This window comes from Streptomyces sp. NPDC005775, assembly GCF_042871565.1.
Classification (GTDB): Bacteria; Actinomycetota; Actinomycetes; order Streptomycetales; family Streptomycetaceae; genus Streptomyces.
Window position 1 is genome coordinate 24,384 of sequence record NZ_JBIAIU010000012.1, and the last position, 22,002, is coordinate 46,385.

Genomic DNA, 22,002 nt, shown 5'->3' on the forward strand with positions numbered 1-22,002 from the left:
GAACCGTCACCATGCGTACCGCGCGTCTCACGGATGGTCAAGGTGTAGACCACTTCCCCCCATGACCCACACCTGAACGTGGCCGACCGTCCGGGGCGTCTGGCCGAATCCGCCCCGTCACCCCCGGCGCCCTCCGTCACGGCCGGACCGGAGGCCGGACGCGTCGGCTCGGACGCTACAGAATCACCCAGATCGGAAAAATGGACGCCACTCGACCACCTTCCTGCCCGATATCGGGCAGGATTGTTGCGTCCGAGCCCCTTCCACCGCAATATCGACGAGTGCTCGAACGCCGCTCGTCGTACGACGACCTCATTGACCACCTGATGCGCAGCACCGCTCTCCCGCGCGGTGAGGCGGCCCGGGTGATCCTCGACGTACTGGCCTACTTCGACGAGACGACCGACGTCTTCGTCCGCCGTCGCCACCGCGAACTACAGTCGGGCGGCCTGGTCAACACGGAGATCTTCGAACGGATCTCGGCCGAGCTGCCGCACCGGGCGGTCGCGCCGCCGGAGCTCTCGCTCCGCCAGCTGCGCCGCATCGTCTACGGCTGAGACCGGCAGACCTCCGGGCCTTCGGGCCTCGGGCCGGAACACCGGCCGGGCACCCGCTTACTCGCTTGTTCGTACCTGTACGTCGATGGAAGGGCAGAGGCTCCATGTGCGGAATCGTCGGTTATATCGGAAAGCGTGATGTGGCTCCGCTGCTGCTGGAGGGCCTGCAGCGGCTGGAGTACCGGGGTTACGACTCCGCGGGCATCGTCATCACCGGAAAGCCGGCGGCCGGCAAGCCCGCCGCGCTGAAGATGGTCAAGGCGAAGGGCCGGGTCCGCGAGCTGGAGTCCCGGGTGCCCAAGCGCTTCACCGGCACCACCGGCATCGCCCACACCCGCTGGGCCACCCACGGCGCACCGAGCGACGAGAACGCCCACCCGCACATGGACGCCGACAACAAGGTCGCCGTCGTCCACAACGGCATCATCGACAACGCCTCCGAGCTCCGCGCGAAGCTCGTCGCCGACGGCGTCGTCTTCCTCTCCGAGACCGACACCGAAGTGCTGGTCCACCTGATCTCCCGCTCGCAGGCCGTCACCCTGGAGGAGAAGGTCCGCGAGGCGCTGAAGTCCGTCGAGGGCACGTACGGCATCGCCGTCATGCACGCCGACTTCAACGACCGCATCGTCGTCGCGCGCAACGGCTCCCCCGTCGTGCTCGGCATCGGCGAGAAGGAGATGTTCGTCGCGTCCGACGTCGCGGCCCTGGTCGCGCACACCCGCCAGATCGTCACCCTGGACGACGGCGAGATGGCCACCCTCAAGGCCGACGACTTCCGTACGTACACCACCGAGGGCTCGACCACGACGGCCACGCCCACCACGGTGGAGTGGGAGGCCGAGTCGTACGACATGGGCGGCCACGACACGTACATGCACAAGGAGATCTCCGAGCAGGCCGAGGCCGTGGACCGCGTGCTGCGCGGCCGCATCGACGACCGCTTCTCCACCGTGCACCTGGGCGGCCTGAACCTGGACGCCCGCGAGGCCCGCGGGGTCCGCCGCATCAAGATCCTGGGCTGCGGCACCTCGTACCACGCCGGCATGATCGGCGCCGGCCTCATCGAGGAGCTGGCCCGCATCCCCGCGGACGCCGAGCCCGCGTCCGAGTTCCGGTACCGCAACCCGGTCGTGGACCCCGACACCCTGTACGTCGCCGTCTCCCAGTCCGGCGAGACGTACGACGTGCTGGCCGCCGTCCAGGAGCTCAAGCGCAAGGGCGCCCGCGTCCTCGGCGTCGTGAACGTCGTCGGCTCGGCGATCGCCCGCGAGGCCGACGGCGGCATGTACGTCCACGCGGGCCCCGAGGTCTGCGTCGTCTCCACCAAGTGCTTCACGAACACCGTGGTCGCCTTCGCGCTGCTCGCCCTGCACCTGGGCCGCATCCGCGACCTGTCGGTCTCCGACGGCAAGCGGATCATCGAGGGGCTGCGCAAGCTGCCCGAGCAGATCGGCCGGATCCTCGAGTCGGAGGACGAGATCAAGAAGCTGGCCGAGGAGTACGCGGGCGCGCAGTCGATGATGTTCATCGGCCGCGTCCGGGGCTACCCCGTCGCACTGGAGGCCTCCCTGAAGCTCAAGGAGATCTCGTACATCCACGCCGAGGCCTACCCCACCTCTGAGCTGAAGCACGGCCCGCTCGCGCTCATCGAGCCGGCGCTCCCCACGGTCGCGATCGTCCCGGACGACGACCTGCTGGAGAAGAACCGCGCGGCCCTGGAGGAGATCAAGGCCCGCAGCGGCCGCATCCTCGCCGTGGCCCACCGCGAGCAGGAGAAGGCCGACCACACGATCATCGTGCCGAAGAACGAGAACGAGCTGGACCCGATCCTGATGGGCATCCCGCTGCAGCTGCTCGCCTACCACACGGCGCTGGCCATGGGCCGGGACATCGACAAGCCGCGCAACCTGGCGAAGTCCGTCACGGTGGAGTAGTCACGCCGCCGTATCGCGCAGAGCGGCCCCGCACCCACTTCCCGTGGGTGCCGGGCCGCTCTGTTGTGCGGGCCGGTGCCGCCCGGACCGGCCCGGGCGGCTGCCTCAGCCGGTGGCCGTCACTCCCCGGCCGGCAGCACGCTTCGGAACCGACGTCGGCCAGTGGGCCAACGCCGCGGTCGCTCCGTACCAGGCGGCGAGGCCGGCCACCGCGGCGAACCAGCCGCCCGCCCTGCCCAGGAAGCCGCTGTCCGCGAACTGTCCGACGCCCAGCAGCAGTAGGGCCAGGAACAGCAGTCCGTACGTCCCCTGACCGAGCAGACCGCGCCCTGACGCCCCGAGCGTCAGCGTGAGCGCGAACAGGGCCCAGAGGAGCAGGAAGAGCCCAGCCGCGTGGTCCGAGACCCGGGCGTCGGCCCCGGTGCCCCAGGTGAACCAGAAGGCGCCCAGTCCGGCGAAGGCGGTGCCGGTGAAGCCGTTGCCCGCGCGGAACTCCAGGAGTCCGGCGACGAACAGGGCGATACCGCCGACATAGAGCGCGAGCGAGACGGCGTCGGCCGCCGTCACCCCGTCCACGGCCCCCGTGTGACCGATCCCGAATGCCAACAGTGTGAGTCCCAGGGCGAGATGGCCGAGGGTGGAGGTGCTGGTGTTTCCCGCAGAGACGTCGTTGTCCACGGCGGGCTCCCTTCGCATGCGAACGTGCTGTTCCGAGTGACGTTTATGTACCCTTCACAAACGCACAATCCACCTCTACGGACCGGTAGCTTCGCCTTTTCCGCTGTTTCTGTAGTCGAGTTGACGCCATGTCCGCTCGTGACCGACGGAAAGAGACCGGCCGTCGGCCGGAGTTGATCGCCACGGGCGCAGAACCGACCCGAAACAGACCGCCCGTCGCCGGCCGACGCGGCGGAACGGGCGGAAGAGGCCCCACGGGGACGGATCACGGGGGCGGGTGCACCACCGACACCGGCGGATACGGACGGGTGCGGTAGGAGGAGCTGGTGCGGCGGGAGCTACGGCGGGTGCGACAGGGGCTACGGCGGGTCCGGTAGGGGCTACGGAATGACGACGACCGGGCGTTGCGCCCGGCGCGCCAGCCGGCCCGCCACCGAGCCGAAGATCCGGCCGACGATGCCGTGCGTGGAGCCCACGACGATCGCGTCGGCCGAGTACTCCCGGCCGACCTCCTCCAGCTCGTGGCAGATGTCCCCGCCGCGCTCGACGAGCACCCACGGCACCTCGGTGAGGTAGTCGGCGCAGGCGAGCTCCAGGCCGAGGACCTCGGTGCGGTGATCGGGGACGTCCACGAAGACGGGCGGCTCGCAGCCCGCCCAGACCGTGGTCGGCAGCCGGTTGGCTACGTGGACGATGATCAGGCCGGAGCCCGTCCGCCGGGCCATGCCGATGGCGTAGGCGAGGGCCCGCTCGCTGGAGGTCGAGCCGTCGAAGCCGACGACGACGCCGTGCCGGAAGGCGGGATCGCACGAATGGCGTGCGTCTTCGGCCGCCTGCTGGTCCGACCGAGGGTCGGCTACCTGCTTGCGGTCCGCGGGTTCGGGGATTTCGTGACCGGCCATCGGTGTCTCGGCGAAGAGAGTCCTCGTGAGGAGAGCGACGTGGGGACTGCGTCAGCGGGCGGTGTTGCGGTGTCCGGGAATCATCTTCCCAACCCCTTACCCCCAAGGGTACGGCGCCACTCCTCCACTGCCCAGACCCGCGCAAAGCGCGTGCGACGTTTCACGGAGCATGCCCGAGACCGCCCCGTATGGCAATGCCGGTTGCGCGGTACACCGACGTCCCGGCCCCGGACGCCCGCATCCGGTGACCGGGCGCGGCCCGGCCCGTCAGCCCCGTGTCCCATGCCCCCGCACACCTGCCGCGTGAGGCCCGCGGGGCCGTCCCGTACCGCCGGAACGCCACCCGAGCCGTCCCGACGGATCACCCCGCGCCCGCACCCGTCCCGCCCACCCGTCCGGAACCCGCCGGGCAGTCGCGAGCGGCGCGATCGGCCGGGCGACGTCCGGCTGCCCGCCGGCGCCGGTCGCCCGTGTCGCACTCGCTCGTCCCGCCCCGTTCCGCGTGGTCGAGGGGGCGCACAGAAGTACGGCACCTCTCGGGTCGTGCGCCGGTAGAACGACTGGTTTCCGCACACGCGACCGTTTGTTTTCAGCCAACTTCAGGGTTCAGTCGATTCCTTGTCGAATTGGCCGATCAACCCCCTTGCCAGCAGGCAGGAAGAGACCAAGCGGTACGCTTCCACCCCATGGGGACGGGCCATGAACGCCAGGCGCACTTCCCTGCACGACTCACGAGTGAAACGCTTCGTGATCGAATGCTTCCCGCCAGGTTGCCTTGTCGACATAAAGCCGGTTGGTGAACTTGTCACGACGGCACCACGGGACGCAGTAGATTCGATCTTGGGTGTCGAAGGCTGGGGACTCGTGCACGACCGAGGGGACATGTGCAGGTGCGACAGGCCCGTAAGGACCAGAAAGACGCGAACACCGAGGGGGGCTTAGCGTCATGAGCCAGGACTCCGCCACCGCAACGGAGGCTGTACGGAAGCTGAGCGGGCGCCGACGCCGTGAGGTCGTCGCCGTGCTGCTGTTCAGCGGTGGCCCCATCTTCGAGAGCTCCATTCCGCTCTCGGTGTTCGGGATCGACCGCCAGGACGCGGGAGTTCCGCGATATCGGTTGCTCGTGTGCAGCGGCGAAGAAGGACCGCTGCGCACCACAGGGGGACTCGAACTGACCGCGCCCTACGGGCTGGAGGCGATCAGCAGGGCCGGCACCGTCGTGGTGCCCGCCTGGCGCTCGATCACCTCCCCACCGCCCGTGGAGGCGCTCGACGCGCTGCGCCGCGCCCACGAGGAGGGCGCACGCATCGTGGGGCTGTGCACGGGAGCCTTCGTGCTCGCCGCCGCCGGGCTGCTGGACGGCCGCCCGGCCACCACACACTGGATGTACGCACCGACGCTGGCCAAGCGCTACCCGTCGGTGCACGTCGATCCGCGCGAGCTCTTCGTCGACGACGGCGACGTGCTCACGTCCGCCGGGACCGCGGCGGGGATCGACCTCTGCCTCCACATAGTCCGCTCGGACCACGGCACGGAGGCCGCCGGGGCACTGGCACGCCGGCTCGTCGTGCCGCCCCGGCGCAGTGGCGGCCAGGAGCGCTACCTCGACAGGTCTTTACCTGAGGAGATCGGCTCCGACCCGCTCGCCGAGGTCGTGGCCTGGGCGCTGGAGCATCTGCACGAGCAGTTCGACGTGGAGACGCTCGCCGCGCGCGCCTACATGAGCCGACGGACCTTCGACCGGAGGTTCCGCTCGCTCACCGGCAGCGCGCCGCTCCAGTGGCTGATCACCCAGCGGGTGCTGCAGGCGCAGCGGCTGCTGGAGACGTCCGACTACTCGGTCGACGAGGTCGCGGGCCGCTGCGGCTTCCGCTCGCCGGTCGCGCTGCGCGGACACTTCCGGCGCCAGCTGGGCTCCTCCCCCGCCGCATACCGGGCCGCCTACCGGGCCCGCCGTCCGCAGGGCGGTGGTCCGGAGCAGGTCATGACGGCGGCCGAGCCGGTGGTACCCGCCCAGGGCACCTCCGCGCACCGTCGGGCGCCGGTGCCGGCGGGCCAGTCCCCGTCGGGTCCGTCCACGGCCGTCGCGGACGCGGGCCGCCCAGCTCTGCCGGGACAGCGGAGCGCCCCGTAGGGTGGGGCGCATGAACGACCGCATGGTGTGGATCGACTGCGAGATGACCGGGCTCTCGTTGACGGAAGACGCACTCATCGAGGTGGCCGCGCTGGTCACCGACTCGGAGTTGAACGTGCTCGGCGAAGGGGTGGACATCGTGATCCGCCCGCCGGACGCGGCGCTGGAGACCATGCCCGAGGTGGTGCGGCAGATGCACACCGCCTCGGGCCTGCTCGACGAGCTGGCCGCGGGCACCACCCTGGCCGACGCCGAGGAGAAGGTCATGGCCTACATCCGCGAGCACGTGAAGGAGCCCGGCAAGGCCCCGCTCTGCGGAAACTCGGTCGGTACGGACCGCGGCTTCCTGTCGCGGGACATGCCGACGCTGGAGGGCTACCTCCACTACCGGATCGTCGATGTGTCCTCGGTCAAGGAACTGGCCCGCCGCTGGTTCCCGAGGGCGTACTTCAACAGTCCGGCCAAGAACGGCAACCACCGGGCGCTCGCCGACATCCGTGACTCCATCACGGAGATGCGGTACTACCGCGAGGCGGTCTTCGTCCCGCAGCCCGGCCCGGACTCCGAGCGCGCGAAGTCGATCGCGGCGCGTCTGTCGGAGCCCTCGGCCTAGGGCCTTTCGTTCGGATCGCGACGAAAGGCCCCAGGGCCTGGGGAAAGCTGCTGGTCACGGCTCTTTCGAGGGCCGGGACCAGCGGCAGAACAATGGGGGCGCGAGCACCCTCTCAGACCCTGTACACTTTTTCTCGGCCGGTCGGAAACGCCCGGACATGGTGGGTATAGCTCAGACGGTAGAGCACCTGGTTGTGGTCCAGGATGTCGCGGGTTCGAGTCCCGTTACTCACCCTGAATGAGGAAGGGCCGATCCGCGCAAGCGGATCGGCCCTTCCTCATGTGCGGGGTCGGTCCCTGATCAGGTGCGGGGCCCACTCACCCACCCTGCCGCGTCGGCCCGTCCGCGCGACTTCTAGCATCATGTGGCGTTTCGTCGTCGGACGCCGATTCCTGCCCGGCCGCGTCCGTCGCGCAACGCCACGACGTCCATCACGCAGGGATGGAGTCGGGTACGGAGCAGTCGACGAGAGGAACGTTCATGCGCGCTCGGAGCATCGGTGCGGCGGCCGCCGCGGCATTGGCACTGGTGGCTGCCCGCGACCTCGTCCAGAAGAAGCACGCACTGCTCAGGAACTTCCCCGTGATCGGACACGCCCGGTACCTGCTGGAGACGATCGGGCCGGAGCTGCGGCAGTACGTCGTGACGTCCAACGAGGAGGAGCGCCCGTTCAGCCGTGACCAGCGCACCTGGATCTACGCGTCGGCGAAGGAGGAGAACAACTACTTCGGGTTCGGAACCGACGTGGACGTCGAGCACGTACAAGGGCACGCGTACGTGAAGCAGCGGACGTTCGCCGGGACGCTGCCCGAGCTGCACGACCCGCAGGGCCCGCTGCCCTCGGCGAAGGTGCTGGGCGGCCCGCGCGGGCGCGCCAAGGCGTTCCGGCCGGCGAGTGTCGTGAACATCTCGGCGATGAGCTTCGGATCGCTGTCCGGCCCGGCCATCACGGCGCTCAACAAGGGCGCGGCGCTGGCCGGCGCGATGCAGAACACGGGCGAGGGCGGCCTCTCGCCGTACCACCGCAACGGCGGTGACCTCATCCTCCAGATCGGTACGTCGTACTTCGGCTGCCGCGACGAGGACGGCACCTTCAGCCTCGAGAAGCTCATGGACGTGGTCGCGAGCGCCCCGGTCAAGGCGATAGAGATCAAGCTCTCGCAGGGCGCGAAGCCGGGGCTCGGAGGGCTGCTGCCGGGCGCGAAGGTGACGCCCGAGATAGCCGAGATCCGCGGCATCCCGGTCGGTGAGGACTGCGCCTCGCCCTCTCGGCACACAGCGTTCCACGACGTCGACTCGATGCTCGACTTCGTCGAACTGCTCGCCGACGCGACCGGTCTGCCGGTCGGGATCAAGAGCGCCGTGGGGGAGATGAGCTTCTGGGAGGAGCTGGCCACGCTGATGGCGCGCGGTGATCGCGGCGTCGACTTCGTGACCGTCGACGGAGGCGAGGGCGGCACCGGCGCGGCTCCCCTGATCTTCACCGACTCGGTGTCGCTGCCGTTCCGGATGGGCTTCTCCCGCGTCTACGGCACGTTCGCCGAGCGGGGTCTGACCGATGACCTCACCTTCATCGGCTCCGGCAAGCTCGGCCTGCCCGAGAACGCCGTCGTCGCGTTCGCCCTGGGTGTCGACATGATCAACGTCGGCCGCGAGGCGATGCTGTCCATCGGCTGCATCCAGGCGCAGAAGTGCCACACCGACAAGTGCCCCACCGGTATCGCCACCCAGGACCCGTGGCTGGTGCGCGGCGTCGACGCGCCCTCGAAGGCCACGCGGGCGGCTGTCTACCTGCGCACCCTGCGCAAGGAGCTGATGAAGATCTCCGGCGCCGTCGGCGTGGCCCACCCGGGACTCATCACCACCAGCGACATCGAGATCATGAACGGCGACTACGACGCCCGCGCACTGGCGAGCGTCTACGGCTACAAGGACGGCTGGGGCGAGCTCGGCCCCGAGCTCGCCCGGGCGATCACCGCACCCCTCACCACCGAGCCGGCCCCTCTCCGTGAGACCGCCGCTGAGTGACGACGATGCCGCCCGGGGCGGGGCGGGGAGGGGCTGTGTGCCGAGGCGCGGGCGTGGATCCGCCCGGCCTCGCCCCGCCCACCCGCACGGGCCGCCGGCTCAGCCGAGGTTGTCGGCTGCCACGGTCCCGGTGCCCCGGTCGAGGACCGCCGCCGCACCCCAGCCGCGCAGATCGTTGCCCCTCACCCAGGCGCCCTGGCTGCCGGCCATCACGGCGATGCCCGCCTCGGCGCCCGTACCGTCGCCGGGGCGGGACACATTGCCCTGGCACGACACGTTCACGGCGTTCCCGCCGATGCGGACGGCGTAGGTGCCCGCCAGACCGGCCGAGCCCGCGCCGGTGATCCGGTTGTCGCGCAGGGCGATGTCGGAGGAGGCGGCGGAGATCCCGTTGCGGGCCGCGTCCAGCACGATGTTCTGGGCGACCAGCACTCCCGTCGAACCGCTGTCGACGCCGATGCCGTCGCCGTCCACGTCCGACACGTGGTTGCCGGTGACCACGGCGTCGGGGCAGTCCTGGATCTGGATCCCCTGGGCGTTCCCACCGGACGGGTGGCGGGTCGTGGCGACGGTGTTGCCGGTGACCGACGCGCCGTCGGTCTGTCCGACGTAGATCCCCGTCTCGCCCTCCACCCCGCGGATGAGGTTGTCGCTGATGACCACCGAACCATTGCGCCCCGCGCCGGTGTTGGAGACCACGATCGCGCCCCCGGTGCCGGTCCCGCGCACGGTGTTGCCGGTCACCGCGATGTCCTGCACCGGGTTGCCGGAACCGGAACTGACGTAGATGCCGGTGACCGCCGCCGAGTCGATCGTGTTGCCTGCGATCACCGACTGCTGCCAGTCGGTGGCGCGGACGCCGTACGCGCCGCTGCTCTCCACCCGGTTCCCGAGGATCCGGATGTTCCGGTGCAGGGGCCGGGGTGAGCCGGCGGAGGCGACGTAGTGGTCGCCGCACAGCGCGTCGAAGGGGGCTTTGGCGGACGAGGAGTTGCGCAACGTGCAGCCGGAGATCAGCACGTCCTCGCAGGGGGTGCCGTCGTAGTCGGGCGCCGGCAGGTTGTACGCGTTGGTCGCTCCGGTGATCTGCACGGCCTCGTGCCGGTTGGGCACGCCGGGCACACCGGGCGCCACGTACACCCCGTCGAAGAGACAGTCGGTGATCCTGACCCGCCGTACCGCGTTGAGTTCGAGGGCGTGTGCCTCGGGGACATCGAGCACGGTGGCGTCGCGGACGGTGAAGCCATCGGCATGGGTGAAGACGAACGCGGGGCAGGTCGAGGTGAACCTGCTGCCGCGCATGTCCCAGGTACCGCCGTGGACGGATATGTTCCCGACTCCGCCGTACCGGGCGACCGGAGGCATGCCAGTGGTGTAGTTCTTCACCAGGGCCGAGGTGTTGCCCGTCCGGAACAGCAGGGCTCCGTACGCGCGCACGGTCATGCCCTGGCCCAGCAGCAGGGGCTCCCCGAGTGGGTAACTGCCCGCCGGGACCAGCAGCGTCGCTCCGCCGCCCGCGACCTCCCGCGCGGCCGTCAGCGCCTGGCGGAAGGCCGACGTGTCGTCGGTGACGCCGTCGCCGACCGCGCCGTAGGCCCGCACGTCGAAGACGGGGCCGGTCGCGGTGTCCGTCCCGGCGGCGACGGCCGGCGAACCCGCCATCGCCTGTGCGGCGCCGACGCCGCCGAAAAGTCCGCCGGTCGCCAGCATCAGGGCGCGTCTGTCCATGGGGTGTCTTCCTCCGAGGGGCGTGTCGTGGCACGGATGCGGCCCCGGGGCCCGAGCCATGGCGGGCTCAGCGGCCGCGGGGCCATCCTGCCACCGGAGTTGTCAGGGGCGCCGGAGACGGTGCCCGGCGCCGCTCCGGCGGCTCTGCCTCATCTCAGCGGAACGCCGCGACATTGCGGGCGGCCCAGTCGGCGAAGGTGCGCGGGGCGCGACCGAGCACCCGCTGGACGTCCGGGCTGACGCGCAGCTCGGCCGGGCTCGGGGAACCGAGGATGTCCAGGGTGTCGTCGGCGAGCTCCGCCGGCATGCTCCGGGTCATGGCGGCCTTGGCCTCCTCGCGGGTGAGCTCGTGGAACCTCACCGGCGAGCCCAGTGCGGCGGCGATGGCCTCCGCCTGCCGGCGCGGGGTGATCACCTCCGGGCCGGTCAGCTCGTAGACACCGCCGGTGTGCCGGTCATCCAGCAGGCAGGCTGCCGCGACCTCGGCGATGTCCGCGGGGTCGATGATCGGCACCCCGACATCGCCGAAGGGCGCGGCGACGACCTGTTGCGCGCGGACGGACTCGGCCCACCACAGCGCGTTGGAGGCGAAGCCGCCCGGCCGCAGGATGGTCCACTCCAGGCCGGACTCCCGCAGGGTGTCCTCCAGTTCGCGCATCGCGATCCGCGTCGAGCCGAACGGCCTGGTCGCCACACCCAGCGTGGAGAGCAGCACGACCCGGCGGACCCCGCTGTCCACGGCTTCCCCGATGATGTCGGCAGGGCTTGCTCCAGCGGCATGCAGGTCGCCGGACAGCAGCAGGAACAACGCCTCCGCCCCCGCCAGCGCGGGCTTGAGGCCGGCCGGCTCGGTCAGGTCGGCCACCACGTGGCGGACGCGGGCCGGCACCGCCGCCGTGTGCCGTGACACAGCCGTCACCTGCCGGCCCGCCTCGGCCAGCGCCTGCGTCAACGGTCGGCCGATGTTTCCGGTAGCCCCGGTCACCACGATCATGGTCAGCTCCTCGTCAGTTGTCCTCTGTGGTCTGCACGCTAGGAGCCGAGCTAACTTTCCGTAAGGACATACCTTTGGGTAAGCTCATGACATGACGGGAAGCGTGCAGGACAGGCAGGCCGAGGCAGTGAAGCGGTATGACGTGTTTCACACCGACTGCCCCGCGCGGGCCGCGGTCGACCATGTGACCAGCAGGTGGGGCGTCTGGGTGCTGATCTCGCTGCGGAGCAACAGCCTCCGGTTCTACGAGCTGCGCGACAGCATCCAGGGCATCAGCGAGAAGATGCTTGCCCAGACCCTGCGCGCGCTGGTCCAGGACGGCGTGGTCTGGCGGGAGGTCGAACCGACGACGCCGCCCCAGGTCACCTACGGGCTGACCGAGTTCGGCCGGGACGTCGGCGAGCCGCTGACGGAGCTGTTCGATCGGATCACCCGACGCCTGGCGCCGCGCAGCGCGGAATAACACGGCCATCGCGAGGGGAAGCCGGAACGGCCCGGCACCTCGCCCTTTCACCGCGCCGGGGGGTACCTGACGCCCGCTGCCCGACGGTGGCTCGACCCGCGAAGCCGCCGCCGGCCGGGCACGGGGACTCGGCGACGCTCGCACGGTCCCCGCGCGCCCGTCCTCACGACGAGTCCCGCACCACCAGTTCCGTCGGCAGCACGATCTGCGGGCGCTCGGTGTTCTCGCCCGCGATCTGGTCCAGGAGGACACGGGTCATGGCCCGGCCCATCTCCTCGATCGGCTGGCGCACACTCGTGAGCGCCGGGTCCATGTGCCGGGCCACCGCCGAGTCGTCGAAGCCGATGAGGGCCACGTCGTCCGGGATGCGGCGGCCGGCCTCGCGCAGCACCTGACGGGCGCCCGCGGCCATCAGGTCGGACGCGGCGAAGACCGCGTCCACGTCCGGGCGGCGGGCGAGCAGTTCGCGCATGGCCCGGACGCCGGCCTCCTCGGAGAAGTCGGCGGGGGCGATCAGCCGTTCGTCGGGTTCGTGGCCCGCGTCGGACAGGGCCCTGCGGTAGCCGTCGAGGCGCCGCTGGGCGGCGTAGACGTCCAGCCGGCCGGTGATGGTGGCGATGGAGCGGCGGCCCCGGGAGACCAGGTGCTCGACGGCGCCGCGGGCACCCTCGAAGTTGTCCGAGTCGACCGAGGGCAGCGGCTCGGTGGCGGACCTGCGGCCGTTCATGACGGCGGGCATGCCGAGTTGTTCCAGCAGATCGGGCAGCGGGTCATCGGCGTGTACCGAGACCAGCAATACGCCGTCCACGCGGTGCGCGGTCAAGTACTGGGCGAGCCTGCGGCGTTCACGGTCGCTGCCGACGAGGGTGAGCAGCAGCTGCATCTCGGTGTCGGCGAGAGCGGCGCCCACCCCGCGGACGATGCCGGAGAAGTAGGGCTCCGCGAAGAAGCGCGTCTCCGACTCGGGCACGACGAGCGCGATGGCCTCCGTCCGGTTCCCCGCCAGGGCGCGGGCCGCGCGGTTGGGTACGTACCCGAGTTCGGCGACGGCCGCCTCCACCGCCTCGCGCGTGTGCGCGCTGACCCGTGGCGAACCGTTGATGACCCGCGAGGCGGTGCCGCGCCCCACCCCCGCCCGTGCCGCGACCTCTTCGAGCGTGGGCCGGCCCCCGCTCCGTACTCGCGCTGCCGTCATGGCTGCCTCCCGTTCGCGGTCAATTTCTCACAGTCGGATAACCAAACCAAGTCCTGGCGTGGGATCCCTTGACACTCGGCGGCAGCGGGCCGCCGTTGCCCGGCCCACATCATGGGAGCGCTCCCACTCTACGCGCGTGGTCAAGCGGACCCCGCAGGTCCGGAGGCGGGGGCGGAGAAATGGCCCGCCGGCGCGACGCGGAGGCGGAGCAGGCGCGACGCGGAGACGACTCGAACGCGACGCGGACACGGCCGGACATGACTGAGACCCGGCACTGGGCCGGGTCTCAGGTGCTCTCTCGGGGTGGCGCGAAAATCAGGCGAGGTCGGCCGGCGGCAGGGCGTGACGGCGGATCACGTCGGAGTACCAGTGGGCGCTCGCCTTGGGGATGCGGCGCTGGGAGGCGTAGTCGACGTACACCGTTCCGAAGCGCTTCGAATAGCCGTACGCCCACTCGAAGTTGTCCATCAGCGACCAGAGGAAGTAGCCGCGGACGTCCGCGCCGTCGGCCACCGCCCGCTGCACGGCGTCGAGGTGGCCGTGCAGGTAGGAGATCCGCTCGGGGTCCTCCACCCGGCCCTCGGGCGACACGTAGTCGTCGAAGGCGGCGCCGTTCTCCGTGACCATCAGCGGCAGGCCGGGGTGGTCGCGGGTGACGTCCATCAGCAGGTTGTAGAGCCCGTTGGGGTCGATCGGCCAGTCCATGGCGGTGCGCTCCTTCCCCTCGGCGAGGTGGAAGGCCACGTGCTCGGAGCCGGGCCACGGGGAGAACACGCTGGAGCCGTGGACATCGTTGCCACTGCCCGCCACACCCTTCTCGGGGGTGGAGACCAGCGTCGGCGTGTAGTAGTTGATGCCCAGGATGTCGACCGGGCGGGAGATGGCGGCCAGGTCGCCGTCCTGGACCAGCTTCGACCAGTCCACCAGGTGCGCGGTGTCGGCGAGCAGGTCCTCGGGGTACTCACCGCGCAGCATCGGACCCGTGAAGATCCGGTTGCCGACCGCCTCGATCCGGCGGGCGGCATCCGCGTCGGCCGCGCTCGCGGTCAGCGGGCGGACCTGGTGGAGGTTGAGGGTGACCGAGGTCTGCGCGCCAGCGGGGAGTTGATCGCGCAGAACCTCGATCGCCCGGCCATGGGCGAGGTTGAGGTGATGGGCCGCCCGCAGGGCGGACGCGGGCTCGGTGCGGCCGGGGGCGTGCACACCGGAGCCGTATCCGAGGAAGGCCGAGCACCACGGCTCGTTGAAGGTGGTCCAGGTCGCGACCCGGTCGCCGAGGGCACCCGCCATGATCGCGGCGTAGTCGGCGAACCGGTCGGTGGTGACCCGCTGGGGCCAGCCGCCGGCGTCCTCCAGCTCCTGGGGCAGGTCCCAGTGGTAGAGGGTCGCGACGGGGGCGATGTCCGCCTCGAGCAGTTCGTCGACGAGCTTGCGGTAGAAGTCCAGTCCGCGTTCGACGGCGGGGCCGCGGCCGGTGGGCTGCACGCGGGACCAGGAGATGGAGAAGCGGTACGCCTTCAGCCCCAGCCGCTTCATCAGCGCCACGTCGTCGCGGTAGAGGTGGTAGTGGTCCGCGGCGATGTCACCGGTGTCGCCGTTGCGGACCTTGCCCGGCGTACGGCTGAAGGTGTCCCAGATGGACGGGGTGCGGCCGTCCTCGGCCGCGGCACCCTCGACCTGGTAGGCGGCGGTCGCCGCTCCCCAGACGAAGCCCGTCGGGAATTGCGTTGCCTCGGGCGCCTGCTTCGGGGCGATGTCGGGTCGGACGGCAGTCATGCGGGAGCGCTCCCAGGTGTGGACGGACAGGGGCGGGAAAGAAGGGGTGGAACTCCGGAGCCCGTACAGCCCGCGGTCAGGTACGGGCCGTACGGGAGTTCCGGGAAGTGGAGGAGGCGGCGGCCGGGGAACGGCCGGAGGATGTCAGCCCTTGACGGCGCCGGACATGATCCCGCCGACGATCTGCTTGCCGAAGATGACGAACACCACGAGCAGCGGCAGCGTGCTGATCAGCGCGCCGGCCATCACGATGCTCTCGTCGGGGGTGTAGGAGGCCTTCAGTGAGCCGAGGGCCACCTGAAGGGTGGGGTTTTGCTGGTTCAGCGCGAGGTAGGGCCAGAAGAAGTCGTTCCACGACTGGACGAAGGTGAGCATGCCCAGCACCATCATCGCGGGGCGGGCCACCGGGATCACGACGCTCCGCACGATACGGATGTTGCTCGCACCGTCGATCTTGGCGGCCTCGATCAGCTCGTACGGCAGCGCCTCGATCAGGTACTGCCGCATGAAGAACACGCCGAACGCGCTGACCAGGGTCGGGAAGATCACCGACTCGAGGCTTCCGCCCCACCCGAGGTCGGCCATCATCATGAACAGCGGGACGACGCTGAGCTGCGGCGGAATGGTCAGGGTCGCGATCACCGCGGTCATCAGCGCGCCGCGGCCGCGGAAGCGCATCTTGGCGAAGGCGTAGCCGGCCAGGGTGCAGAAGAAGAGCGTCGCCAGCGTGATGCAGCCGGAGACGATGAAGCTGTTGACGATCGCCTTGCCCAGGTTGGCTTGCTCCCAGGCGGCTTCCAGGTTGTGGAACAGCCGTCCACCGGGCAGGAAGGGCGGGGTGGTGGCCAGGACTTCGTCCTGGGTGTGGGACGCGGCTACCAGGGTCCAGTACAGCGGCAGCAGCGAGCCGATGCCGACGACGGTCAGGGCGATGTAGGCGAACGGACCGCCCTTCATCTGCTGCCCGGCACCGGGCTTGAAACGGCTCGGGCGCTTCTGCGCGCGATGGGCGGTGCGCACCGGGCGGACGGACCCAGGGGCTTTGGTGGGGCTGGTGATGGTCATGGATATCGCTCCCGGTCAGACCGCGGATTTGCGTACGAAGCGGCCGATGAGCCAGTTGACCGCGGCGATGATCAGCAGGATGGCGAGCATCGCCCAGGCCACTGCGGCGGCCGGACCGAGATGACCCAGTTTCCAGCCGTAGTTGAAGAGGTAGATGCTGAGCGTCTCGTACTGGTTCTCGCTGCCGCCGGTCGCACCGAGCGCGCCACCCTCCAACAGCAGCGGCTCACCGAACAGCTGCATGGAACCGATGGTCGAGATGACGATCGTGAACAGGATCGTGGGCCGCAGCGAGGGGATGGTCACCTTGAGGAACTGCTGCCAGCGCGAGGCGCCGTCCAGCGAGGCGGCCTCGTACAGATCGGACGGCACGGCCTGCATAGCGGCGAGGTAGATCAGCGTGTTGTAGCCGGTCCAACGCCAGATCACGATGACCGAGATGGCGATCTTGGACGTCCAGTGGCCGTTGGCCCAGTTGGTGTCACCGAGGCCGACGAACTCCAGCGCCCAGTTCAGCAGACCGCCGTCGGCCCGGAAGACCAGGGCGAAGACGAGGGCCGCGGAGGCCACCGAGGTGGCGTACGGGGTCAGGATGACGGTCCGCCAGAAGGTACTGGCGCGGAGCTTGTAGTTCAGCAGGTGCGCCAGACCGAGCGCGACGAGCAGCTGCGGAACCGTCGACATGACACCGATCAGGAAGGTGTTGGTGACGGCCGTCCAGAACTCCGAGTCATGCAGGATCTTGTCGAAGTTGCCCCAGCCGACCCATTCCATCTGGTCCAGGCCGGTCATCTCGACCCGGTGCAGGGCGATCCAGCCGGTGTAGATCAGCGGATAGAGCCCGAAGGCGCCGAAGACCAGGAAGAACGGGGCGATGTAGGCGTACGGCGACGCCTTGTCGTCGAACCGCCAGAGGCGGCTCCGCCACGTCTGCCGGCGGGTGCTCGCCGACTTCCGTTGTGATCCGGGGGGCGGCGGGGTGTATACGTCCCGGGTGGGAGACGAGGTGGCCACGGGCGGGATTCCTTCCCTGGAGTGCTTGGGTTACCCGGGTACGAGGCAGGGGCCGAGGAGGCGTGCGGTGGGCTTCCACGGGGCGGCCGGGGAGGTACCCGGTCGCCCCGTGCAAGCCCGCCGGCAGACGCGTCCCGCACGGCCACGCCCTCGCGGGATGGAGACGTGCAGGTGCGGGCGGCCCGGGGGCCGCCCGCCGCTGCGAACGTCAGCCGATCACCTTGTCGATCTGATCCGTCGCCGCGTCCCAGGCCTTGTCAGGCTTGGTTCCGCGCTGCTCCATGTTGTTGATCTGGGTGGAGATGGCCTGCTTGATGTCGGCGTCCTTCGGGCCGATGACGGCCTCGGGGATGGACTTGGCCTCATCGGCGTAGATCTCGCCGATCGGCGCGTCGCTGAAGTACGGGAGCTTGCCGTTCTTCACGTCGGCCAGTTCGTACGCACCCTTGTTGGACGGGAAGAGGCCGACGGCCTTGAAAACGGCGGCCTGCTGCTCGGGGGCGGTCAGCCACTTCACGAGCTTGCCGGCCTCGTCGACGTTCTTGCCGGACTTCGGCACACCGAGGAACGATCCACCCCAGTTGGCGGCAGACGAGCCGGGGGCGGTGGTGATGTCCCACTTGCCCTTGTTGGCGTCACCGGCGTTCACCGAGATCTGGGCGGCCATCCAGGCCGGGCAGACGACGGTGGCCATCGTGCTCTTGCGCAGCGCGGCCTTCCACGGGTCACTGAACTGGGCGAGGCCCTGGGTCAGGCCCTTGTCCGCGGCCTCGGCCGAAAGGTTCCACCCCTGCTTGACGCTGGGGCTCTCCTTGTAGATCGCCTTGCCGCTCTCGTCGTAGTACTGCTTCGCGTTCGAGCTCACCACGGCGTTGAACATCGCGCTGGCGGAGTCCATGAAGTACGTGTCCTTGGGCGCGTTCTTCTTGTACTCCTCACCGAGCTTGAGGTAGTCCTCCCAGCCCCCGGCGAACTTCGCGGCGACTTCCTTGCGGTCGGTCGGCAGGCCGGCCTTCTTGAAGAGCTCGGTGTTGTAGCAGAGCGACATCGGGCCGATGTCGGTCCCCGCGCCGATCACCTTGCCGTCCTTCGAGGTGGCCTGCTTCTCCTTCCAGGACACCCACTCGTTGACGTCGATGACCTTGCTCAGGTCGGCGAACTTGTCCGACTGGGTGTCGACGAGCTCCTTGATGCGTCCGACCTCGAGGCCCTGGACGTCGGCCAGACCACTGCCCGAGTTCAGCTGCTGGAGCAGCTTGGGGTAGTAGTCCTCCTCCTTGGCGGTGGTCTCTTCCTTCACCGTGATGTTCGGGTGAAGCTCGTGGTACTTCGCGAAGAGACCGGCTTCCTTGTAACCGAACTGCCCGAAGTCGGCGACGGTCAGCGTGATCTTCCCGTTCGCGTCGGCGCCCGTGCTGTCCGAATCGTCCGAGTCGCTGCTGCAGCCGGTCAGCAACAGGGCCGTGGCTGTCAGGCCCGTGGTGGCCAGAACCGCGACTCTGCGGCTCCGACCGGCGGCGGTGCGGGTGATACGCATTCCACTACTCCTTGTTCCAGGGTGGGACTGGCTCACTGCGTGGCATTCCCGCTGGTGAGTGCGGGTGCCGGATGGTTCGGGGGGAAGGCACGGGCAGTGCCGTTCGCACGAGAAATCCTCTTGCGATGTGGGAGCGCTCCCATGCGTCGATGTCGGAAGGTTGCTGCCTGGGAGGGGTGGGTGTCAAGAGTTGAAGACGCTTCCGTTGCGCGAGCGTGTCCTGCAAGTCACGAGACCGTGTCCGGCCGAAGGCTTGCCAAAGCGCGTCACCATCGGAAGCGGATGGACCGATTCCCGAATTCCCGCAGGTGGCAGCCCTCTTGGGAGTGGATCTTGCCGCTGGCTCCAGGAAGCGGACCCGAGCGCGCCGGTTTTCCGGCAACCCCCGGAAACACCCTCCGCCACCCCCGATTCCTTCGACCGGGTCCACCGGAAGGTGAACGGGACGCCACGCCCAGGGGGTGCCCAGACCCACCTCCGCGTTCTTTCCCCGAAGTCGAGCGCCGGACGGTGGCTGAAACGACGACCCGGCCGGTGACCTGAACGAGGCCCGACGGAAGCCGCGGATCCGGGCAAGCCGGGCTGCCGGGGCGGCCCGGCCCGCCGGGACGAACCGGGCCAACTGGACACGTGGGGCAGTGCGATGGAAGGCGGGGCGGGGGGCGGGCAGGTGCGGGGCGCACCGAGCGCCCTCAGGCCGCGCGCAGGCGGTCCAGGGTGTGCTGCAGCTCCGCCTGGGCCGCCCGGCCGGCCGACTCCGCGTCACCCGCCACCACGGCGGTGACCAGCGCCCGATGCTGGGCTTCACCGTGCTGCGGGTCTCCGCGGCGCAGCCCGAGCAGGTCCACCAGGTCGATCAGGGCCTGCCGCAGGGCGGGGGCGAACTCGGCGAAGAGATCGGTGAGTACGGGGTTGTGGGCGGCCGCCACGACCGTACGGTGCAGGGCGATGTCGGCGTCCACGAACGCGGCGTCGTCCGACGCGGCGCCCGCCGCCCGCCGCGCCGCGAGCGCCGCGTCCAGGGCGATCAGATCCTCGTCGGTGCGGCGGCGGGCGGCGAGCCGGGCGGCCTGGACCTCGATCAGCATGCGCACTTCGTAGACGTCGGTGACCGCGGCCCGCCGCAGCCGGACCGGCCACTCCTGCGTCTCGTGGGCGGCGATGACGAAGACGCCGGCGCCCTGGCGGGGCTGGAGCAGTCCGAGCGTGGCGAGCGTACGCACCGCCTCGCGCACGGTGGAGCGGCCCACACCCAGCGTCTTGGCGAGCGTGGTCTCGCCGGGGATCTTCGTGCCGACCGGCCAGTGCCCTTCGGTGATCTGCTCGCGCAGATGACGTGTGGCCTGTTCGACCAGGGGGCTGGGGCGGAGCGGGCCGAGCGAGGACACGAGTTTCACCTGTCAGGTTGTCTGAGGACTTGGTTTCTGGTTACTGTACCGATCATGACGTACCGCGGTCTCCTCCTTCTCGGCTGCCGCGGCGGGGCCTGAAGCGATCGGCACCCCGCCGCGGGGTGCCGTGCTGTGCCGGTCGCATTCGGCGATGCGAGAAGAGACCCCGTTCATGCCCGAGCCCATGTCCGAGTCCGCGTCCGACGTCCTGTCACCGATGCACAGCTTCCCCACGATCTGCACGCCCCGCGGCCCCGTACCCGAGGCGGCGCCCCGCTGGAACCCGCAACGCTCCAGCTCGATGCCCTCGCACCGCTACCGTCCGGCGTTCGACCGGGTCGACATCCCGCTGACGGGCCGGAGCTGGCCGCAGGCCCGTATCGACCGCGCGCCCCTCTGGGTTCCCGTAGACCTGCGCGACGGCAATCAGGCACTGGCGGAACCGATGGACACCCCGCGCAAGCGCCGGATGTTCGATCTGCTCGTCGCGATGGGCTACAAGGAGATCGAGATCGGCTACCCGTCCGCGAGCCGCACCGACTTCGGCTTCGTACGGCATCTGGCGGAGAGCGGGGCCGTGCCCGACGACGTGACCGTGGTCGTCTTCACCCCGGCCAGGCCCGAGCTGATCGAGCGGACCTTCGAGTCCGTCGCGGGGATGGACCGGGTGGTCGTCCACCTCTACATCCCGACCGCGCCCGTCTGGCGGGACGTCGTCCTCGGACGCGGCCGGGCCGAGGTGCACGGTGTGGTGCTGGACGCCGCGCGGCAGATGGACCGGCTGGCGCGGGCCAGGCCCGGGACGGACATCCGGTTCGAGTTCTCGCCCGAGGTCTTCGTCCTGACCGAGCCCGACTACGTCCTGGAGATCTGCGACAGCCTCACCGAGCTGTGGGACGCCTCGCCGGACCGGCCGGTCATCCACAACCTCCCGGCCACGGTGGAGATCGCGACGCCCAATGTGTACGCCGACCAGATCGAGTACATGCACCGCCATCTGGGCCGCCGCGATTCCGTGATCCTCTCCGTCCACCCGCACAACGACCGCGGTACGGGCGTGGCCTGCGCGGAGCTCGCCGTGCTGGCGGGGGCACAGCGCGTGGAGGGCTGCCTGTTCGGCAACGGGGAGCGCACGGGCAACGTCGACCTGGTCAACCTGGCCCTCAACCTGCACGCCCAGGGCGTCGACCCGATGATCGACTTCTCGGACATCGACGAGATCCGCCGCACGGTCGAGCACTGCAACCGGCTGCCGGTGCCGCCGCGCCATCCGTACGGCGGCGACCTGGTGTACACCGCGTTCTCGGGCACCCACCAGGACGCGATCAGCAAGGGATTCGCCCACCACGCGAGCAGCGACTCGGAGCTGTGGTCGGTTCCGTACCTGCCGATCGACCCGGCGGACGTGGGGCGCACGTACGAGGCGGTCATCCGGGTCAACAGCCAGTCCGGCAAGGGAGGCATCGCCCACCTGCTGCGGAGCAACCACGGGGTGGACCTGCCGGCGGGGATGAGGGCGGACTTCTCCCGCACGGTGCAGGAGGCGACGGACGACAGTGGTCTGGAGGCCACGCCGAAGGACCTGTGGGACCTGTTCGACGCGACATACCTGTCCCCCGGGCGGGACGGCTCGGTCGCCCTGACCGCATGGTCGGCGGAGAGGTCCGCGGACGGCTCCGCGGAGAGGTTCGTCTGCACGCTGCGGGTGGACGGGCGCGAGGGCGACTACGAGGGCGCCGGCAGCGGCCCGGTGGGCGCCTTCACGGATGCGCTGGAGGGCGCCGGGGTGAAGGTCACGGTGCTCGACTTCGCGGAGCACGGCTCGCAGGGGCCGGAGGCGACGGTGACGGCGTACGCCCGCTGCCGGGTCGGCGGGGCCGAGCGCTGGGGCGCGGGCCGGGGCGCGTCGAGCGTGGCGGCGTCGGTGGCGGCGGTGCTGTCGGCGGTGAACCGGGCGGAGTGACGAGGTGCGCGGTTCACCGCGCACAGGGGC

General features: G+C 70.2%; 17 protein-coding genes and 1 tRNA gene. 8 read left to right on the plus strand and 10 right to left on the minus strand.

The window, feature by feature from the left end:
• The first annotated feature begins 281 nt into the window (after positions 1-281).
• Both ACFYPA_RS25970 and glmS read left to right on the plus strand, forming a co-directional pair.
• Positions 282-557 (plus strand): hypothetical protein, encoded by a 276-nt coding sequence (locus ACFYPA_RS25970; RefSeq protein ID WP_359082476.1) that lies wholly within the window; start codon positions 282-284, stop codon positions 555-557.
• 104 nt (positions 558-661) lie between these two features.
• Complete coding sequence (gene glmS / locus ACFYPA_RS25975; protein ID WP_389134438.1) at positions 662-2,491, plus strand: glutamine--fructose-6-phosphate transaminase (isomerizing); 1,830 nt, start codon at positions 662-664, stop codon at positions 2,489-2,491.
• A 105-nt stretch (positions 2,492-2,596) separates the two neighbouring features.
• Here the strand turns inward: glmS and ACFYPA_RS25980 are convergent, their stop codons facing one another.
• Together ACFYPA_RS25980 and ACFYPA_RS25985 are read right to left on the minus strand one after the other, a co-directional pair.
• Positions 2,597-3,169, minus strand: coding sequence for an acetate uptake transporter (locus tag ACFYPA_RS25980; protein WP_359082474.1), 573 nt, complete (start codon positions 3,167-3,169; stop codon positions 2,597-2,599).
• 380 nt (positions 3,170-3,549) lie between these two features.
• Entirely contained in the window at positions 3,550-4,071 is a 522-nt protein-coding gene (locus ACFYPA_RS25985) for a universal stress protein (RefSeq protein WP_359082473.1), read from the minus strand.
• Between the two features lie 946 nt (positions 4,072-5,017).
• On the opposite strand from ACFYPA_RS25985, the gene ACFYPA_RS25990 reads away from it, so the two are divergent.
• From ACFYPA_RS25990 to ACFYPA_RS26005, 4 genes are all read left to right on the plus strand, one after another.
• Entirely contained in the window at positions 5,018-6,205 is a 1,188-nt protein-coding gene (locus tag ACFYPA_RS25990; RefSeq protein ID WP_359082472.1) for a helix-turn-helix domain-containing protein, read from the plus strand.
• A 10-nt stretch (positions 6,206-6,215) separates the two neighbouring features.
• The gene (gene orn / locus ACFYPA_RS25995) at positions 6,216-6,818 is read left to right on the plus strand and encodes an oligoribonuclease (protein WP_359082471.1); all 603 of its coding nucleotides are present in this window, start codon (positions 6,216-6,218) and stop codon (positions 6,816-6,818) included.
• A gap of 160 nt (positions 6,819-6,978) precedes the next feature.
• Positions 6,979-7,051 (plus strand) — tRNA-His (locus tag ACFYPA_RS26000).
• Between the two features lie 247 nt (positions 7,052-7,298).
• Positions 7,299-8,846 (plus strand): FMN-binding glutamate synthase family protein, encoded by a 1,548-nt coding sequence (locus ACFYPA_RS26005; protein ID WP_389134442.1) that lies wholly within the window; start codon positions 7,299-7,301, stop codon positions 8,844-8,846.
• Positions 8,847-8,945: 99 nt separating this feature from the next.
• Here the strand turns inward: ACFYPA_RS26005 and ACFYPA_RS26010 are convergent, their stop codons facing one another.
• Both ACFYPA_RS26010 and ACFYPA_RS26015 read right to left on the minus strand, forming a co-directional pair.
• Positions 8,946-10,574, minus strand: coding sequence for a right-handed parallel beta-helix repeat-containing protein (locus tag ACFYPA_RS26010; protein WP_389134443.1), 1,629 nt, complete (start codon positions 10,572-10,574; stop codon positions 8,946-8,948).
• 154 nt (positions 10,575-10,728) lie between these two features.
• The gene (locus ACFYPA_RS26015; RefSeq protein WP_389134446.1) at positions 10,729-11,568 is read right to left on the minus strand and encodes an SDR family oxidoreductase; all 840 of its coding nucleotides are present in this window, start codon (positions 11,566-11,568) and stop codon (positions 10,729-10,731) included.
• Between the two features lie 91 nt (positions 11,569-11,659).
• On the opposite strand from ACFYPA_RS26015, the gene ACFYPA_RS26020 reads away from it, so the two are divergent.
• Positions 11,660-12,031: a helix-turn-helix domain-containing protein gene (locus ACFYPA_RS26020; protein WP_359082467.1), complete on the plus strand. Its 372-nt coding sequence runs from the start codon at positions 11,660-11,662 to the stop codon at positions 12,029-12,031.
• A 163-nt stretch (positions 12,032-12,194) separates the two neighbouring features.
• Here the strand turns inward: ACFYPA_RS26020 and ACFYPA_RS26025 are convergent, their stop codons facing one another.
• The 6 genes from ACFYPA_RS26025 to ACFYPA_RS26050 form a co-directional block, all read right to left on the minus strand.
• Entirely contained in the window at positions 12,195-13,226 is a 1,032-nt protein-coding gene (locus ACFYPA_RS26025; protein WP_359082466.1) for a LacI family DNA-binding transcriptional regulator, read from the minus strand.
• A gap of 315 nt (positions 13,227-13,541) precedes the next feature.
• A complete protein-coding gene (locus ACFYPA_RS26030; RefSeq protein ID WP_359082465.1) occupies positions 13,542-15,002 on the minus strand; it encodes a beta-glucosidase in 1,461 nt (486 codons plus the stop codon).
• A 144-nt stretch (positions 15,003-15,146) separates the two neighbouring features.
• On the minus strand, positions 15,147-16,067 hold the full coding sequence (locus tag ACFYPA_RS26035; protein ID WP_359082464.1) for a carbohydrate ABC transporter permease: 921 nt from the start codon (positions 16,065-16,067) through the stop codon (positions 15,147-15,149).
• Positions 16,068-16,082: 15 nt separating this feature from the next.
• Positions 16,083-17,081 carry a sugar ABC transporter permease gene (locus tag ACFYPA_RS26040; protein WP_359082463.1) on the minus strand — a complete coding sequence of 333 codons (999 nt, stop codon included), beginning with the start codon at positions 17,079-17,081 and terminating at the stop codon, positions 16,083-16,085.
• A 208-nt stretch (positions 17,082-17,289) separates the two neighbouring features.
• The gene (locus tag ACFYPA_RS26045; protein WP_359082462.1) at positions 17,290-18,618 is read right to left on the minus strand and encodes an extracellular solute-binding protein; all 1,329 of its coding nucleotides are present in this window, start codon (positions 18,616-18,618) and stop codon (positions 17,290-17,292) included.
• A gap of 692 nt (positions 18,619-19,310) precedes the next feature.
• Positions 19,311-20,006 carry an FCD domain-containing protein gene (locus tag ACFYPA_RS26050; RefSeq protein ID WP_359082508.1) on the minus strand — a complete coding sequence of 232 codons (696 nt, stop codon included), beginning with the start codon at positions 20,004-20,006 and terminating at the stop codon, positions 19,311-19,313.
• A 175-nt stretch (positions 20,007-20,181) separates the two neighbouring features.
• On the opposite strand from ACFYPA_RS26050, the gene leuA reads away from it, so the two are divergent.
• A complete protein-coding gene (gene leuA, locus ACFYPA_RS26055; RefSeq protein WP_359082461.1) occupies positions 20,182-21,972 on the plus strand; it encodes a 2-isopropylmalate synthase in 1,791 nt (596 codons plus the stop codon).
• Positions 21,973-22,002 lie beyond the last annotated feature (30 nt).

What these genes read in the sequence shown, in the direction of transcription:
- glmS (WP_389134438.1), top strand. Translation starts at nt 662, where the DNA reads ATGTGCGGAATCGTCGGTTATATCGGAAAGCGTGATGTGGCTCCGCTG.
- ACFYPA_RS25985 (WP_359082473.1), bottom strand. Translation starts at nt 4,071, where the DNA reads ATGGCCGGTCACGAAATCCCCGAACCCGCGGACCGCAAGCAGGTAGCC.
- ACFYPA_RS25990 (WP_359082472.1), top strand. Translation starts at nt 5,018, where the DNA reads ATGAGCCAGGACTCCGCCACCGCAACGGAGGCTGTACGGAAGCTGAGC.
- orn (WP_359082471.1), top strand. Translation starts at nt 6,216, where the DNA reads ATGAACGACCGCATGGTGTGGATCGACTGCGAGATGACCGGGCTCTCG.
- ACFYPA_RS26005 (WP_389134442.1), top strand. Translation starts at nt 7,299, where the DNA reads ATGCGCGCTCGGAGCATCGGTGCGGCGGCCGCCGCGGCATTGGCACTG.
- ACFYPA_RS26010 (WP_389134443.1), bottom strand. Translation starts at nt 10,574, where the DNA reads ATGGACAGACGCGCCCTGATGCTGGCGACCGGCGGACTTTTCGGCGGC.
- ACFYPA_RS26015 (WP_389134446.1), bottom strand. Translation starts at nt 11,568, where the DNA reads ATGATCGTGGTGACCGGGGCTACCGGAAACATCGGCCGACCGTTGACG.
- ACFYPA_RS26020 (WP_359082467.1), top strand. Translation starts at nt 11,660, where the DNA reads ATGACGGGAAGCGTGCAGGACAGGCAGGCCGAGGCAGTGAAGCGGTAT.
- ACFYPA_RS26025 (WP_359082466.1), bottom strand. Translation starts at nt 13,226, where the DNA reads ATGACGGCAGCGCGAGTACGGAGCGGGGGCCGGCCCACGCTCGAAGAG.
- ACFYPA_RS26030 (WP_359082465.1), bottom strand. Translation starts at nt 15,002, where the DNA reads ATGACTGCCGTCCGACCCGACATCGCCCCGAAGCAGGCGCCCGAGGCA.
- ACFYPA_RS26035 (WP_359082464.1), bottom strand. Translation starts at nt 16,067, where the DNA reads ATGACCATCACCAGCCCCACCAAAGCCCCTGGGTCCGTCCGCCCGGTG.
- ACFYPA_RS26045 (WP_359082462.1), bottom strand. Translation starts at nt 18,618, where the DNA reads ATGCGTATCACCCGCACCGCCGCCGGTCGGAGCCGCAGAGTCGCGGTT.
- leuA (WP_359082461.1), top strand. Translation starts at nt 20,182, where the DNA reads ATGCCCGAGCCCATGTCCGAGTCCGCGTCCGACGTCCTGTCACCGATG.